Origin of the sequence: Streptomyces chromofuscus (assembly GCF_015160875.1) — a bacterium.
GTDB lineage: Bacteria > Actinomycetota > Actinomycetes > Streptomycetales > Streptomycetaceae > Streptomyces > Streptomyces chromofuscus.
On the sequence record NZ_CP063374.1, the window covers coordinates 2,806,399 to 2,823,163 of the forward strand.

The window sequence follows — 16,765 nt, forward strand, 5'->3', positions numbered from 1 at the left end:
TCGCACGCGATCAACCGGCACGGCTATGGGTGACCAACCCGGCGCGCACCAGACACACGACCACGACGGTACCCAGGGGCACGGTGGCTCAGCGAGAGCGGGAGCTATCAACCTGGGAAGGAAGCTTGGGTCCTCCACGGCCGACTATTGGGTTGACCTGCGGTGGAACGGCGAAGAGGTCTGTCTGACTGGCTGCCTGGTCCCCACTCTTCCCTGTGGCTCCGCGCCCGATCTGGCACGCGTCTGACACAGGCATGTAGTGAATCGGGGAGCCCAACAGACTTCCCTGGTCACTGTGCGATTCGTCAGACTGGGTCTGTGGATGACCGACCAACGCCCGGTGCACTGGCACCCAATCGCCACTCCGTCCTGGAAGATGCCTTGGCGCTGTTTGAGGCGGACCTCAACGCGGACGATCCGACTCGCCGTCAGGCGGCGCAGCTCACGAATCTTTGCGTGCAAGTTTTTCAGGAGTACGCCACGCTCATGCAGGAGGCGGACCAGCACCTCCCCAAAGAAGCGCGAGACAGAATCATCCCTGAACACATGGAACGGTCCATTGAGGGGCTTTCCCGCCTCGCGGAAATCTTGGGCGTCGATCTTGATTGAAACCCTACGCTGTATCGGCCCAGGCCATCGCTGGCATCACTTTTCGTGGGCGTCTCCCAGAGCGCGCACATCAGCCACATAGCGACTATTCCGAGACCCTGGTCGTCAACCCCACCTGAGAGTAGCCGTTGCTATAACTCACCCTCAGTCAAGCGTGGCGCCTCTTTCATCTCCGCGTTTCGCAACCGCGCATCCTCGAAATCAGCGTTTCGACCGCTACCAAAGAGCTTCATGAACTCCGCTAGTGCACCTTCGTCACGCAAAGAAGAATTTGATTCCAGCATCAACCTGATTCGATCCGCACCTTGCCGAGCCGTGAGCTTCTCCATCTTACGCTGAGATTCCAGAGTCGCAGCGTCGGCATCTTTGATGCAAGCAGTGGATATGCGCCTCCACAACTCTTCCCCGATTGCCCCAGCCTTCAGCCACGCAAGGACAAGCTCCTGCCACTCTGCGCTGCTCATAATGATTCTGGACTCTTCGAGCGGCTGCGTTGCTGGCGCGTGGGAAGTCGTTGCTACCGGCGCGGGCGTGGCCGCAGTTCTACGTGTCGGCGCGAAGCGGTTGGTCCACGCGACCCCATCCCAGTAGCGCAGCTGTGTCGCATCGAATCTGTCGACGTACCAGCCAGCCGGTGCCGCCGGGGCCGGTTCGAACAACCCCCTTACCCTCGATTTCGATGGGGCGGCACTCTTCCGCTTCGACTTTCTATCGTTCCACCAACTCTTGGCGTGCAGCCAAACCTCATCGATGGCCCTGTCAACAGCCCTCTCAATGACATGAGAAAGCACGTCAGTGGCAATCTGGGTGACTATCGAGGGTTCATTCACGTCATAAATCTTGACCTGCCCCTTGACCCCTTTCGATCCAGGAACATAAAGATTTGGGCTCTGTGCTCCATCATCGTCTCTTGATCGCCCAAGCTGGGCTTCGTCTGGATATGTAATCCAGACCTTTTTTCTAGCCATTCGCCGCCCTGAGCTTGCGGGAGCGGCTTTGGTCGTTCGGTCCTCGTGGCTGGGGCCGGGCCCCTCAATGTTCTCGTTGTCGGTATGAGACATGTGGCGCCCCAAGAGTGCTGTGAGTTCTTCCCATGTTGCGTCAGTAACGCCATAGTTGAGGTGAGGCCACCTCGTCGCCGTCAGCCCCTTCGCCCCCGAGGAGATCGGGGAGCATGCCTAAGCCACTGGAACGACATTGGGCACTAATTGGTCGGCCCCTCGGAGGGAGGAGTGTGAGTCAGGTTCGGGTCTCCGGATGCGTTCGGTACAGGCATTCCGTTACTCCGCACCTGTTGGAGCGTGTCTGCAATTGCAGCGAACTCCTCCAGGGCGGCCTGGAGGTCTTCGACGATCTCGGCAGCCAGGATCTCCGGCGCGGGGAGGTTGTCGGCGTCGTCGAGGCTCGGGTCACGGAGCCAGGTGATGTCGAGGTTCGCCTTGTCGCGGGCGACCAGTTCCTCGTACGTGAACGCCTTGAAGCGTTCCGACTCCACCCGCTTGGAGCGGTCGTCAGGCTGGAAGCACTGTACGAAGTCTTCGAGGTGGGCCCGCGTGAGCGGGTTCTGCTTGAGCGTGAAGTGCTGGGCCGTACGGAAGTCGTAAACCCACAGCTTCTCCGTCCACGGTTGGTTCGGGCGGGCCGGCTTGCGCTCGAAGAACAGCACGTTGGCCTTGACGCCGCCCGCGTAGAAGATGCCGGTGGGCAGGCGGAGCAGGGTGTGGACGTCGTACTCGTTCAGCAGGCGCCGGCGGATGGTCTCGCCCGCGCCGCCCTCGAAGAGGACATTGTCGGGGACGACGACCGCAGCGCGGCCGTGGATCTCCAGCAGCGAGGCGATGTGCTGCACGAAGTTGAGCTGTTTGTTGGTCGTGGTGACCCAGAAGTCGCGGCGCTCGTAGGCGATCGCCTCGCGGGCGGCGGAACCGTCGTCGCCGTAGACGGTGATGGACGACTTCTTACCGAAGGGCGGGTTGGCCAGTACCAGACTCGCGCGCTTGTCTGGCGGGGCGGCGAGGGCGTCCCGGGTGCGGACCAGGGCCGGTCCGGTGGGGTGGCCGATACCGTGCAGGAAGAGGTTCATCGCGGCGAGGCGCGCAGTGTTCCGGACCAGCTCAGTGCCCCAGATGCCGCCGCTACTGAGGTGCTTGCGCTGCTCGGGGGTGAGCTGGTTGCCGTACTCGTGGAGGATGTACTCGGCGGCGGCCAGCAGGAAGCCGCCGGTTCCGCAGGCGGGGTCGGTGATCTTGTCGTCTGGGGTCGGACGGACGCAGTCGATGATGGCCTGGATCAGCGCCCGCGGGGTGAAGTACTGGCCCGCGCCGGACTTGATGTCCTCCGCGCCACGGGACAGCAGTTCCTCGTAGGCGTCGCCCTTGATGTCGGTCTTCTGACCCGACCAGCTCTCCTTGTCGATCAGGTCCTTGACCAAGCGCTTGAGCTTGGCGGGGTCGTGGATGCGGTTACGGGCCCCGTTGAAGATCAGGTGGAAGGTGGTGTCCTTGCGCTGGTTGCCGAGGTCTTCGAGGAGTTCGGCGTAGGCGGTTTCGAGGGCGGCACCGTCGTTCTTCAGCAGCTCGGGCCAGCCACGGCCCTCCCAGACCGAGCCCTCGGGCATGATCTGCTCGCGAAACATCGGGGGGCGGGACTGTGCCTCGTGCGCCATCTTGAGGAACACGAGAAGCGTCAACTGCTCGACGTAGTCGATGGTGGATACGCCGTCGTCACGCAGGACGTGGCAGTAGCTCCAGAGCTTGTCGACGAGCCGACGGGCCTCGGTGGTGGTCACGAGGGGATCTCCAGGTCAAGGGTGGGCTGGGTGGCGGTGGCGAGGGCGGGAGCGTCGGCCGGGGGCGGCGGAGGTGCGTCCGGTACGGGTGCGGTGTCCGGCGTGCGCTTGCGCTGGGCGGGCGCCCGGCGAGGGCTTCGGCGCCGGGACTTGGTCGCTCCGGCCGCCTCACACTCGGCGCGGATGCGGTCGAGCAGGGCGTCGGCGGGCTCGTCGGCGGGGTCCTGGGGGATGAGGCGGCCGGCGAATGCTTCGGCAAGGAGAGAGCGGCGGAGCGCCTCGCCTTTCAGCGAAGCGTCGTCGACTGCACTGGTAAGGCGCCGAACTGATGCGTCGATCTCATCCAGCGCGACAGTGAGCGAACGCTGTTCTTCAAGCGGGGGCAACGGAATCGGCAGCGAGCCCAACTTCTTCAAGTTGAGGTTGTACTGTCCCGCTGTTGAAGCCGCTGCTGACTCGATGAGCTGCCGCCAAGGGCGGGTGGAAAGAATCCTGGAAACCCAATCAGGGAAAGCATCATCCGTCTTGATCTTAAAGCGGATCAAATAAGATGCAAAGGCGTAGTCAGTATCCTCACGCGATACCGCCACGCGTCCGATCAGGTCTCTGCTTCCGTTTGTACGAACAACGAGCAAGTCCCCAGCACTTACCTTGTACGCGTCTAGGTCAAGGTCTGCATCCAGCGCATACTTCAGGTCTGCGGTGTTGATGGTTCCACTCTGAATATTGGGAATACGCAAAACTGCGCCGCCTGCGCCATCGTAACCGCACTTCGTGGATGTGCCGTAACCGGATGAGTGCGAGATGTCACTGAGCCGCACCATTCGCCATTCGCCTGGAAGCGGCTGCTCTGCCGCACCAGCTTGCGGGGACGGCACAATCTCACGTTCGCGACTCGCCTTGTACGCCAGCAATTTACTGCGCACCTGGGCAGCACTACCTGCTGCCGCGTCGAGCCGCGACAGTTGCTCTTCGAGCGCGGCAACGATGCGCCGCTGCTCCTTCAGCGGAGGCACCGGCACCTGCCATGCCGCAAGCCTCGCGGCTCCGATGTGGTGGATGCCCACGCCGCGTGAGTGTTCAACGAAGGCTCCGCGCATCGCCTCGCTGCGCAAAAAATGCAGCAGATACTGCGGATCGACACCGTAGCTCCGGACCCTGATCAGCGTGTTCTGCAAGCAGCAGTTGGGGATTTGATCGTTCCAGATAGCGGGCTTACCGACCTCGGAGGCGCTACCAGATGCCTCACTCAGTACGATGTCCCCCTTCTTCAAACCGTAGACAGCAACCTCGTCATCCGTGAAGTTCATTTCCTTCACGTCGTCAAGCTTGAGCCCATTCCAGTCCACATTCGCAGCCCGCAGATACGGCCGCATTTGCGTGCCGGAGTGATTCTTGGGCGACCGCTGTCGACCGAGCCGCACCTCAGCGACCTCATCCAGCCGAACCCGGACCCACCCCTTCGGAACCCCCGAAGGAATACCGCCCTCGCTCACGCGCCCAACTCCCGTCCCAATTCGTTTAGAATTTCAGCCCCCCGGTCGGCCCCGAAGTCCCGCAGGAATCCGTCCACGCCCCCGCGCTCGATGAAGGGTACGTCCTTCAGGTGCTCGGGCTCGATCGCCGCATCCGTCGCTATCACGTCGACGATCCTGTCGAGCCACCACGCCTGGTCCGGGGTGAACACCGCCCCCGCCTGCTCCTGCCGGGCCCGCCAGGCCGCGTACCGTTCCTCGACCAGCGCCCGATACGGCCGTACCTCCTGGTCCAGCCCCAACTCGAAGCGGAGCAGGCCGATCAGGTCCACCACGCCGGCCGCTCCTCGCGGGTGCCGGGACGCCTTGCCCAGCTGCACGTACGCGTCGTAAAGCCGGGCCGGGGTCCACTGGAACGGGGGGCGTTCGATCTTCCGTGCCAGGTCGCGCAGGCGCCGGTAGACCTCCTTCGGGTCGCGTCGCTCGCCGAAGGCGAGGCTGAGCGCGGCGATCTCGTCACGGTGGTCCTTTAGGTACTGCTGCCAGGACGACACGCGGCGGATGGCCAGCTCCTCCGCCGTGATGCCGCGCGCCTCCTTCACCTCGTCCACGCTGACCTCGTCGATGACGATGTCGTGGGCGCGGCGCATCGACAGCAGGCGGTCGCGCAGCTCGCCGTTGGAGGCGATCGGTTTCAGCGCGTCGAGCATGTCCTGCCGGACCTGCTTCTCGCCGCCGATGCGCCGGGCCCGCTCCTGCTGGTCGGGGTCAACGGAGCGGACCAGGCCGCCGACGATCTCCCGGAGCGGCTGCCCGGCCAGCTCCTCGACCTCCTCGCGCTCCTCGGGGGTGAGCTGCCGGTCGAGGCGGGCGAGGCGGCCAGCCAGGGTGGCGACCTCGTCCTCCGTCATTGCCAGACCGGCCGTCTTGGCCATCAGCCGCTCCAGCGGGATCTTCCGCTCGGAGACGCGGTTGAGCGGGCGCGCGTCCACGCGGGGCGAGTCCGTGACGCCGACCGCGTCGACGATCACGAACCGTTCCTTGACCTCGGCGTCCGGCGTGACCGCCTGGAACTCCGCCGGGTCCACGGTGCGCGAACCGCGCCCCTTCATCTGCTCGAAGTAGGCCCAGCTCTTGACGTCCCGCAGGAAGAACACGCACTCCAGTGGCGGGATGTCGGTCCCGGTAGCGATCATGTCCACGGTGACCGCGATCCGCAGCTCGGGGCTGTTGCGGAATGCCTTGATCAGTTCCGCCGGCCGCTTCGCCGCGTGTGTGATCTTCATGCAGAAGTCGTCACCCTCGCCGAAGACCTGCCGCACGGTCTGGACGATCTCGTCGGCGTGGTTGTCGTCCACAGCGAAGATCAGGGTCTTAGGCACATGCGTGCGAGCCCGCTGTACGTCGCCCTCCCCGACCGGCGGGAAGATGTCGGTGAACAGGTGCTTGCGGAAGGTCTCAATGACGAGTTTCAGCTGCCCCCTGCTGATGACCTGGCGGCCCAGCTGGGACGCCTTCCACTCCAGGTCCTCCTCAAGCTCCTGGTAACGCTCCCTCCGGGTCTTCCGCTCTCGCATCGGCACGACCGTCTCGGCGGGGATCGTGCTGCCGTTCTCGCCCAGTTCCGTACGGATGCGGAAGACGTCGAAGTCGACGTTGACGCCGTCGGCGACGGCCTGCTCGTAGGGGTACTCGCTCACCAGGTTCTGGAAGAAGAAGCCGAAGGTCTGCTTGACCGGGGTGGCGGTGAGGCCGACCAGGTGGGCGTCGAAGTACTCCAGGACCGCGCGCCACTTGCCGTAGATGGAGCGGTGGCACTCGTCGACGACGATCAGATCGAAGGACTCCGGTGGCAGGGCCGGGTTGTAACTGACCGTCACGGGCTCGTCGACGAGGTCGTAGCGGTCCAGGGCCTCGTTGTCGTCGTCGGCGCTCGGCACCGCCTGGCCCGTCAGGGCTAGCCACAGCCGCTGCACCGTGGACACCACGACGTGCGCGGAGCCGAGGACGGTGTCGCCCGCGAGGCGCTGCACGACGTACAGCTCGGTGAACTTGCGGCCGTCGTCCGGGGTGTCAAAGTTCTCGAACTCGGTGGCAGCCTGGCTGCCGAGGTTGTTGCGGTCGACAAGGAAGAGGACGCGCTTGGCGCTGGCGTGCTTGAGCAGCCGGTAGCTTTCGCTGACCACGGTGTAGGTCTTGCCAGCGCCGGTCGCCATCTGGATCAGGGCACGGGGGTCGTCCTTGGCCAGGGACCGCTCCAAACCCTTGATCGCCGTCACCTGGGCCGGGCGCAGATCCTCCGGATCGAGAAAGGTCTGCGGCAGACGGCGCATCCGGGCCCGCAGGGTCGGTGCAGCGGGATCGGCGTCGGCCTCCTCGACCCAGCGCGCGATCGTGTCCGGGCGGTGCACGGCGAAGACGTCACGGGTACGCGGCGAGGGGTCGAGGTCATTGTGGAAGCGGACGGTGTTGCCGTCGGCGACGTACCGAAAGGGCAGGCTGGCGCGCCAGGCGCTGAGCTGCTGGCTGCGGGTAAGCCCGGTGGCGTAGCGGGCGGCCTGCTGCATAGCGGCCTCCAGGTCGGCGCCCTCCCGCTTGGCCTCTATGACGCCGACCAGTCGCTGGTCGACGTAGAGAAGGTAGTCGGCGCGGCCGACGGCAGTGGAGACCTCCCGGACGGCGACGCCACGGCCCGCGAAGAGGTTCTTGGCCTTCTCGTCCTGGACAGTCCAGCCCGCCTTCTCCAGGATGCAGTCGAGCTCGGCACGTACCTGTGCCTCGCTCATGGGCGGACGGGCGGCCTTCTGGGCGTGCGCGATAAACTCGTCACGCTGGGAGGCCCCGTCCAGCGGGCGAGCGGCCGAACGGGACTCCAGGGCCGGAGTCGTCAGTTCGGTGATCTTCTCACTCAGTTCGGCGATCAGGTCGTGCAGCGCGGCCCGCTCGGCCTCCGCACGGGCCAGTTCCGCCTCGGCCTGCTCGCGGGCGGCCCGCTCGCGCTCCAGGCGGCTCTGCTTGCCGTCGTAACGGAGCCGGGCCTCCTCCAGCCGACGGCGGTAGGCGTCAAGCTCGGCGCGCAGCTGCTCCAGCTCGTGCTGGTCGGCGATGGTCGCGGGCGCGGGCGCGGCGGAGGGCGGCGCGGGCGCAAGGAAGACCCGGTGGGTGGTGTCGGACTGGTCGAGGGAACGGTGCAGCCAGTCGCCGAGACGGAAGCACATCTCCACGGACTGAAGTGCTTCACGGACGTTGGCGTAGTACTCGTGGACGGCCCGGTTGCCCGTGGTGCGGATCGCCTCGAACCAGGCCCGCACCTGCGGGACAAGGACGCCCGCCTTGGTGAGGGCGTTGATCCGGTCCACCTGCCGGGGCCCCGGCACGGTGATGCCGAGAAGCGTGACCAAGTGCCGGGTCATGACCTCGCCATAGAGACGGGCCTTCACCATGGCGGCGTGGGGATCGGTGTGGACGTATGACTCCGCGGCACAGCCGAGCGTCACCAGCAAGGGCTCGTACCCGATCAGGTGACCGAAGTTGGACGAACGTGCCGCCAGCCAGGCGACCTTCTTTTCATCGTCCTGTCCGGCGTTGGCCATCGACGCCATCATGTAGCTCCCCCCAGGGCCGCGCTTGATGATCAAAGCCTTTCAGGATTCCACTACTTGAGCCCATCCGCAAGTCTTGACGACTGTGCATGAGCGGGCGCCTGCCCCGGGGGCCATCCCGATCCAACGGCGCCCCTGCATGCCACGGCACACCTACGAGCCCTTCCAATGGGTCACATGGGGCCGATAGGGCTTGAGAGTTGAGACGCAGGGCGATTTCAATGGCGCCGTGACCACGACACCGATAGACCGCAAGAGAATCATTGCTGGACGGGTCTCACTCGACGACGTCATGGCGAAGCTGTGTCGGCACAGGCCGGTCTTCCACTCCGAGGCTGACCTTCAGCACAGTTTCGCCCGGGTGCTCTGGGAGTTGGCGCCAGATGTGCACTCCAGGCTCGAGGTGCCGCAGCGCGGGTTGGGCAAGACCGAGTACCTAGACCTTCAGTGCCTCGGCCCTGGGGACCGCACTGCGATCGAATTCAAGTACTTCACCCGAGCTTGGACAGGCAAGGTCGGCGTTCCGGTCGAGGACTACGCCTTGAAGGCGCATGGCGCCACTGACCTCGCCCGCCTGCACTTTGTTCGGGACATAGCGAGGCTGGAGCGCTTCTGTCGTCAGCCCGGCCAGAACGGCCTTGCCCTCATCCTGACCAACGAGGCGTCCTTGTGGACCCCGCCGGGTCCGAGCCGCCGGCGTACTCGGGATCATGCCTTCCGGATACACCAGGGACGGGAACTCGCCGGGACTCTGCTCTGGGCCGAGGGGACCTACGAACCGAACACATGCAGTCTGCAAGGCACCTACCCCCTCGAATGGGAGATGTACTCCGAGCAGGGCGGAGCAGGCAGTGAGTTCCGCTACCTGGCGGTGTTCGTCGATCCATCGGCTACCGCAGCCGACGACGACACAGACGCGTAATTGGTGGGCGCCGATTCCTCAGACCCACTCCACCTCGGAGACGATCCGCGAGGCGCTCCTTGGGCTCGGCAGCGGAGTCCGGGAGGACGCCAACGGCGCCGACGGGCGAGGGGCCGAAGCGCCGACCGCAGCCAGCACATCCGCCACCTCCTCCTCACTCACCCCCGCCAGCGCCCCCATCACCCGATCGAGTGCCTCGCTCACGTCAGTGCGAGTGACCACTCGAAGCCGGCGTCGGACCTGCGTTTTTGACCGTCAGAGGCAGCAACTTCTTGCCGGTCGGGCCGATTTGTATGGCCGTATCCATCTGCGGGCACACCCCGCAGTCGAAGCACGGCGTCCAGCGGCAGTCCTCGACCTCCGTTTCGTCGAGGGCGTCCTGCCAGTCCTCCCACAGCCAGTCCTTGTCGAGGCCGGAGTCGAGGTGGTCCCAGGGCAGGACCTCCTCGTACGCCCGCTCGCGGGTGGTGTACCAGTCGACGTCCACACCGAACGGGGCCAGCGCCTTCTCCGCGCAGTTCATCCAGCGGTCGTACGAGAAGTGCTCGCGCCAGCCGTCGAAGCGGCCGCCGTCCTCGTACACCGCGCGGATGACCGCGCCGATCCGGCGGTCACCGCGGGAGAGCAGGCCCTCGACGATGCCGGGCTTGCCGTCGTGGTAGCGGAAGCCGATGGAGCGGCCGTACTTCTTGTCGCCGCGGATCTTGTCCCGCAGCTTGGCCAGACGGGCGTCCGTCTCCTCGGCGGACAGCTGCGGGGCCCACTGGAACGGCGTGTGCGGCTTGGGCACGAACCCGCCGATCGACACCGTGCAGCGGATGTCGTTCGAACCGGAGACCTCGCGGCCCTTCTGGATGACGCGCGTGGCCATGTCGGCGATCTGGAGCACGTCGTCGTCGGTCTCGGTCGGCAGACCGCACATGAAGTACAGCTTCACCTGCCGCCAGCCGTTGCCGTACGCCGTCGCGACCGTGCGGATCAGGTCCTCCTCCGAGACCATCTTGTTGATGACCTTGCGGATGCGCTCGGAACCGCCCTCGGGCGCGAACGTCAGGCCGGACCGGCGGCCGTTCCTGGTCAGCTCGTTGGCCAGGTCGATGTTGAAGGCGTCCACGCGGGTCGACGGCAGCGACAGGCCGATCTTGTCGTCCTCGTAGCGGTCGGCCAGGCCCTTGGCGATGTCGCCGATCTCCGAGTGGTCGGCCGAGGACAGCGACAGCAGGCCGACCTCCTCGAAGCCGGTGGCCTTCAGACCCTTGTCGACCATGTCGCCGATGCCGGTGATCGACCGCTCGCGCACCGGGCGGGTGATCATGCCGGCCTGGCAGAAGCGGCAGCCGCGCGTGCAGCCGCGGAAGATCTCGACGGACATCCGCTCGTGGACCGTCTCCGCCAGCGGCACCAGCGGCTGCTTGGGGTACGGCCACTCGTCGAGGTCCATGACGGTGTGCTTGGACACCCGCCACGGCACACCCGACCTGTTCGGTACGACACGCCCGATGCGCCCGTCGGGCAGGTACTCGACGTCGTAGAAGCCGGGGACGTACACCCCGCCCGTCCTGGCCAGCCGGAAGAGCAGTTCCTCGCGGCCGCCCGGGCGGCCCTCCGCCTTCCAGGCGCGGATGATGTCGGTGACCTCCAGGACCGCCTGCTCGCCGTCGCCGATCACCGCGCAGTCGATGAAGTCGGCGATCGGCTCGGGGTTGAAGGCCGCATGGCCGCCGGCCATGACGATCGGGTCGTCGACGGTCCGGTCCCTGGCCTGGAGCGGGATGCCCGACAGGTCCAGCGCCGTCAGCAGGTTCGTGTAGCCGAGCTCCGTCGAGAAGCTCACCCCGAACACGTCGAACGCCTTCACCGGGCGGTGGCCGTCCACGGTGAACTGCGGGACGCCGTGCTCCCGCATCAGCTCTTCCAGGTCCGGCCACACGCTGTACGTCCGCTCGGCGAGGACCCCCTCACGCTCGTTGAGGACCTCGTAGAGGATCATGACGCCCTGGTTGGGCAGCCCCACCTCGTACGCGTCCGGGTACATGAGCGCCCAACGGACATCACAGGCGTCCCAGTCCTTGACGGTGGAGTTGAGCTCTCCACCGACGTACTGGATCGGCTTCTGCACATGCGGGAGCAGGGCTTCGAGCTGCGGGAAAACCGACTCGACAGACATCGCGGGACTTTCGTGAGCTGACTGGGGGTACCCCCGGCCGGAGGCTGGGGGCGGGTGACCATCTAGCGTAACGCGGCCGGAGCCCCCTTCCGTACGCTCAGAGCCCGGTCCCGCCCCTCATGCCCTTCCACACCCCCGGCAGCTCCTCCTCCACCTCGGCCGCCCGCCGCTCCTCGCGCGCGTGCAGCACGCCGTACGTGAACGCGTTCTCCCCTGCGGCATGCGCCTGCTCGGCCAGCTCCCTCAGCGCCTGCCGGCACATCACGCTGTCCTGGTGCTCGCCGAGCAGCTTCTGCAGGTCCTTCAGCGACGACACCAGCTTCGACGCCGGCTTCCCGAGCGCCGGCGCGGCCGTCTCCGCCGCGTACCGTGCCCGCTTGGCCTTCTTGCGCGCCTCGTGCAGCGCCACGTCGCGGTCGCGCCCGGGTGGGGTGCCGAGGGCCTGCTCGACCAGCCCGGCCAGCGTGTCGTAGGCCCCGTCAACGGCCTCGGCCAGCACCTTCGACGGCTTCCCGGCCGCCGCCGCCCGCAGCGGCGGGTCGGCGAGCAGGGCATCGAGCGAGGTGAGCAGCGCGAGATAGCGCGGTCCGTTCAGTACGTCGATGATCTGCCGTCGCGTGTCCCCGCCCTTCGCCTTCGACCAGGTGCGCAGCCGGTTGCGGACGGGACCGGTGACCAGGCCGGGCGGCAGGCCCTCGACGGCGTCGCTGATCCGCTCGGCCAGCACCTCGTGGTCGCGGCTCGCGCCGAGCTCGCCCGCCAGCCACTTCAGCTCGACGCCGACCGGGTCGGTGACGGCCCGGTCGAGGACCTTGCGGTACGACCTGAAGGTGGCGCGCATCCGGCGGGTGGCGACCCGCATGCGGTGCACCGAGTCCTCCAGGTCCCGGCGCACGGCCGGATCGAGGTCGACGATCTCGTCCCGCTGGGTGCGCACGTACGCCAGCACGTGGTCACCGGCGGTGACCGGCTCGGCCCGGTCCTCCTTGCGGCTCCTGCCCTTCCCGCCGGTCTCGGCCAGTGCCCGCGCCAGCTTCGAGGGGAAGTCGGCGGGCCGGACCCCGGCCTTGCGCAGCCGCTTGTCGACCTTGTCGAGGAACGCCGGGTCACCGCCGTCGGCGAGCTCCACCTCGATCTCGGTCCACTCGGCCTTCCCGCCTCCCCCGGTGAGTCGCTCGGCCCGCACGGCGTCCACGCTGACCTCGGCGAGCAGGTGCCCGTCGACGTCCACCAGGTGGCGCACGTCGCGGGTGGACCGCAGCCGCACGACGGGCGCCAGCTCGTCGTCGCGCACCCGGGACCGGACGAGGGCGCCCAGCGTGGACGGCACGTGGTCGGACAGCGGCGCGTGGATCTCGTCCCGCACCCCGCTCTCCACCGGGAACTTCAGGTGCCATCCCGCGTCGGAGCCGCCGGTGCGGCGGCGCAGCGTGATCGAGGAGGCCGCCAGGCGCTCGTCGGCGGTGTCGTAGTAGGTGGCGTCCAGGTCGGCGACGCCCTGGTCGAGGACGGCCGCCACTCCGGCGACGCCGGTCAGGTCGGGCAGCCCGCTGTCGTCGGACTCGTACTTGCGCTCGATCTCACGCTTCGTATCCGCCATGAACCGAATCTAGTGGTTACGGACGCGCGACGGCAGGGCGCCCAGCAGGTGAATGCCGGGCGGACCTCACGCCGACATGGGTCTTTGCACCCGGATCGACTGCAGCAGCCCCACCGCGACCCAGACCGCGAACATCGACGATCCGCCGTAGGACACGAACGGCAGCGGCAGACCGGTGACCGGCATGATTCCCAGGGTCATCCCGATGTTCTCGAAGGCCTGGAAGGCGAACCAGGCCACGATTCCGGCCGCGACGATCGTGCCGTACAGCTCGGTCGTCTCCAGTGCGATCCGGCAGGCCCGCCACAGCACCACGCCCAGCAGGAGGATTATCAGTCCGCCACCGATGAAGCCGAGTTCCTCGCCCGCGACGGTGAACACGAAGTCCGTCTGCTGCTCCGGCACGAACTGCCCGGTGGTCTGCGAGCCCTGGAACAGGCCCGACCCGGTCAGCCCGCCCGAACCGATCGCGATGCGCGCCTGGTTGGTGTTGTAGCCGACGCCCGCCGGGTCGAGGTCCGGGTTGGCGAACGCGGCGAAGCGGTTGATCTGGTACTCGTCGAGGATGTGCAGCTGCCAGACGGCGACGGCCCCCAGGGTGCCGGCGCCCAGCAGCCCGAACACCCACCGGTTGGACGCGCCGGACGCGAGCAGCACGCCCAGCACGATCACGACCATCACCATGACCGACCCGAGGTCGGGCATGAGCATCACGATCAGCATCGGAACCGTGGCGAGGCCGAGCGCCTGCACGACCGTGCGGTGGTCCGGGTACTGCTTGTCGCCGGCGTCCACCCGGGCCGCCAGCAGCATCGCCATGCCGAGGATGATCGTGACCTTGACGAACTCCGACGGCTGGAGCGAGAACCCGCCGCCCACCGCGATCCACGAGTGGGCGCCGTTGACCGTGGTGCCGAGCGGGGTCAGGACCAGCAGCACCAGGAAGACCGACGCGCCGTACAGGACCGGCACCGCGCCGCGCAGGGTGCGGTGGCCGAGCCAGACCGTGCCGATCATCAGCGCGAAGCCGATGCCGGTGTTCAGCAGGTGCCGTACCAGGAAGTAGTACGGATCGCCCTGGTTGATCTCGGTGCGGTTGCGGGTCGCCGAGTACACCAGCACGGCGCCGATCATGGAGAGCGTCAGCGCGGCCAGCAGTATCGGCCAGTCGAGCCGGCGGGCCAGCGAGTCGCGGGCGAACAGCCGGGTCCAGCCCGCGCGTTCGGGACCGTATCCGGAGACCTGGAAGCTGTTCGCGCCCGTCATGTGAGCATCCTTCGGCTGAGCGACCCGCGGCGAGCGCCGTGGCCCCGGTGGCCCCGGCGGCGCTGCCGTCGGCGCGTGTCCCGGTTGGCTTCCGGCGACGCCTGCACGGTCGCCGCCGTCTGCACCTGCCCGCTCGCGTCCTCGGGGGCCTTCTGGCTGGCCTGCTGTTCCTTCGCCGGGTCCTTGGAGATCTTCGGCGCGATGATCGAGCCGTCGGCCTGGATCTTCGGCAGGCTCTTCAGCGGGGTGGGCAGCAGGGCGTTCTTCCTGTCGATCGTGCCGTCGTCGGAGACGCCGTACAGCGCGTCGTAGATGTTGCGCACGGCCGGACCCGAGGCTCCGGAGCCCGTACCACCCTGGGAGATCGTCATCACGATCGCGTAGTCGTCGGTGTAGGTCGCGAACCAGGAGGTGGTCTGCTTGCCGTAGACCTCCGCCGTACCCGTCTTGGCGTGCATCGCGATCTTGTCCTGCGGCCAGCCGCCGAACCGCCAGGCCGCCGTACCCCGGGTGGCGACGCCCTCCAGCGCCTCGTCCATCTGGGCCAGCGTCTGCTGCGTGACCGGCAGCTTGCCGTGCGCCTCGGGTTCGATCTCGGTGACCTGCTTGCCGTCGGCGCTGATGATCGCCTTGCCGACGGTGGGGTCGTAGAGCGTGCCGCCGTTGGAGATGGCGGCGTAGATCGTGGCCATCTGAATGGGCGTCACCAGCGTGTCGCCCTGGCCGATGGAGTAGTTGATCTCGTCACCGGCGCGCATCTTGTTGCCCTCGAGGCAGTTCTCGTAGGAGATCCGCTGGACGTAGTCCCCGTCCTTCTTGCCCGTCTTGCACCAGGCGTCCTTGTTGGCCTCCCAGTACTGCTGCTTCCACTCGCGGTCGGGGACGCGGCCGGTGACCTCGTTGGGCAGGTCGATGCCGGTCTCCTTGCCGAGGCCGAACTGGTGGGCGGCCTTGAAGAAGTGGTCCTTGGGCTTGCCCTTGGGGTTGATGCCGCCGTCCTTCTTCCACTCGCTGTGTGCGAGCGCGTAGTAGACGGTGTCGCAGGAGACCTCCAAGGCGCGGCCGAGGTCGATCGGGCCGTGGTTCTGGGACTCGAAGTTCTTGAAGACCTGGCCGCCGACCGAGTACGCGCTGGAGCAGTTGTACCGGCCGTCGAACGCGTAGCCCGCCTGGACGGCGGCCGCGGTGGAGACCACCTTGAAGATCGAGCCGGGGGCCGCCTGACCCTGTATGGCGCGGTTGAGCAGGGGGTAGTTGGAGTTCTTGCCGGTGAGCCGGGCGTAGTCCTTGGCCGAGATGCCGCCGACCCAGGCGTTGGGGTCGTACGTCGGGTTGGACGCCATGGCGACGATCCGGCCCGTCCTGGCCTCCATCACCACCACCGCGCCGGAGTCGGCCTTGTACCGCTCGTTGGTGTTGCGGTCCCACTCCTTGCGGGCGGTCTTCATCGCCTCGTTGAGCTCGAACTCGGCGACGCGCTGCACGCGCGCGTCGATGCTGGTGACGAGGTTGGAGCCGGGCTCGGCGGCGTCCGCCTCGGCCCGGCCGATGACCCGGCCGAGGTTGTCCACCTCGTAGCGGGTGACGCCGGCCTTGCCGCGCAGTTCCTTGTCGTACTGGCGCTCCAGGCCGCTGCGGCCGACCTGGTCGGAGCGCAGGTAGGGCGAGTCGCTGTCCTGGGCCTGCTGGATCTCCTGGTCGGTGACCGGGGAGAGGTAGCCCAGTACCTGGGCGGTGTTGGCCTGGCCCGGGGCGGGGTAGCGGCGGACGGCCTGCGGCTCGGCGGTGATGCCGGGGAAGTCCTCGGCGCGCTCACGGATCTGCAGGGCCTGGCGCGGGGTGGCCTCGTCGGTGATGGGGATCGGCTGGTACGGCGAGCCGTTCCAGCAGGGCTGCGGCGTCTCGGCGTCGCACAGCCGGACCTTCTCCATGACCTCCTTGGGCGTCATGCCCAGCACGCCCGCGAGCTTGGTGAGGACGCCCTTGCCGTCGTCCTTCATCTTCAGCAGCTCGGTCCGGGAGGCGGACACCACCAGCCGTGTCTCGTTGTCGGCGAGCGCCACTCCGCGCGCGTCCAGGATCGAGCCGCGCACGGCGGGCTGGACGACCTGCTGGACGTGGTTGCCGGAGGCCTCCTTGGCGTAGGCGTCGCCCTCGCGGATCTGGAGATACCACAGCCGGCCGCCGAGGGTGGCCAGCAGGGAGAGGACGAGGACCTGGATGACGACGAGCCTGGTCTGGACCCGTGGGGTCCTTCCGGTCTCGGGGATATTGGTCATGGGCGCAGCCCATTCGTGGGAAGGGTGGTGGTGGGAGACGGGTGGGCGTTGGTCACT

General features: G+C 67.2%; 10 protein-coding genes. 2 read left to right on the plus strand and 8 right to left on the minus strand.

The genetic code is table 11. The features are described 5' to 3' along the window. Positions 1-318: 318 nt before the first annotated feature. Entirely contained in the window at positions 319-609 is a 291-nt protein-coding gene (locus tag IPT68_RS12605; RefSeq protein WP_143655869.1) for a hypothetical protein, read from the plus strand. 131 nt (positions 610-740) lie between these two features. Here the strand turns inward: IPT68_RS12605 and IPT68_RS12610 are convergent, their stop codons facing one another. From IPT68_RS12610 to IPT68_RS12625, 4 genes are all read right to left on the minus strand, one after another. Further along, complete coding sequence (locus IPT68_RS12610; RefSeq protein ID WP_189698420.1) at positions 741-1,577, minus strand: DUF2510 domain-containing protein; 837 nt, start codon at positions 1,575-1,577, stop codon at positions 741-743. A gap of 236 nt (positions 1,578-1,813) precedes the next feature. Beyond that, positions 1,814-3,397, minus strand: coding sequence for a class I SAM-dependent DNA methyltransferase (locus IPT68_RS12615; protein WP_228040394.1), 1,584 nt, complete (start codon positions 3,395-3,397; stop codon positions 1,814-1,816). Then, positions 3,394-4,893, minus strand: coding sequence for a restriction endonuclease subunit S (locus IPT68_RS12620; protein WP_189698421.1), 1,500 nt, complete (start codon positions 4,891-4,893; stop codon positions 3,394-3,396). The genes IPT68_RS12615 and IPT68_RS12620 overlap by 4 nt, the downstream gene beginning before the upstream one ends. Then, complete coding sequence (locus IPT68_RS12625; RefSeq protein WP_189698422.1) at positions 4,890-8,465, minus strand: DEAD/DEAH box helicase family protein; 3,576 nt, start codon at positions 8,463-8,465, stop codon at positions 4,890-4,892. The genes IPT68_RS12620 and IPT68_RS12625 overlap by 4 nt, the downstream gene beginning before the upstream one ends. 238 nt (positions 8,466-8,703) lie before the next feature. Between IPT68_RS12625 and IPT68_RS12630 the strand changes: the two genes are divergently transcribed. Further along, positions 8,704-9,396 (plus strand): hypothetical protein, encoded by a 693-nt coding sequence (locus IPT68_RS12630; RefSeq protein ID WP_228040401.1) that lies wholly within the window; start codon positions 8,704-8,706, stop codon positions 9,394-9,396. Positions 9,397-9,601: 205 nt separating this feature from the next. Here IPT68_RS12630 and IPT68_RS12635 read toward each other — a convergent pair whose 3' ends face one another. The 4 genes from IPT68_RS12635 to mrdA form a co-directional block, all read right to left on the minus strand. Then, positions 9,602-11,563 (minus strand): TIGR03960 family B12-binding radical SAM protein, encoded by a 1,962-nt coding sequence (locus IPT68_RS12635; protein ID WP_189698423.1) that lies wholly within the window; start codon positions 11,561-11,563, stop codon positions 9,602-9,604. A 97-nt stretch (positions 11,564-11,660) separates the two neighbouring features. Next, positions 11,661-13,163 carry a CYTH and CHAD domain-containing protein gene (locus tag IPT68_RS12640; RefSeq protein WP_189698424.1) on the minus strand — a complete coding sequence of 501 codons (1,503 nt, stop codon included), beginning with the start codon at positions 13,161-13,163 and terminating at the stop codon, positions 11,661-11,663. Positions 13,164-13,229: 66 nt separating this feature from the next. Then, positions 13,230-14,429 carry a rod shape-determining protein RodA gene (gene rodA / locus IPT68_RS12645; RefSeq protein ID WP_189698425.1) on the minus strand — a complete coding sequence of 400 codons (1,200 nt, stop codon included), beginning with the start codon at positions 14,427-14,429 and terminating at the stop codon, positions 13,230-13,232. After that, positions 14,426-16,708 carry a penicillin-binding protein 2 gene (gene mrdA / locus IPT68_RS12650; protein ID WP_189698426.1) on the minus strand — a complete coding sequence of 761 codons (2,283 nt, stop codon included), beginning with the start codon at positions 16,706-16,708 and terminating at the stop codon, positions 14,426-14,428. Before mrdA ends, rodA begins: the two co-directional genes overlap by 4 nt. Between the last annotated feature and the right edge of the window lie 57 nt (positions 16,709-16,765).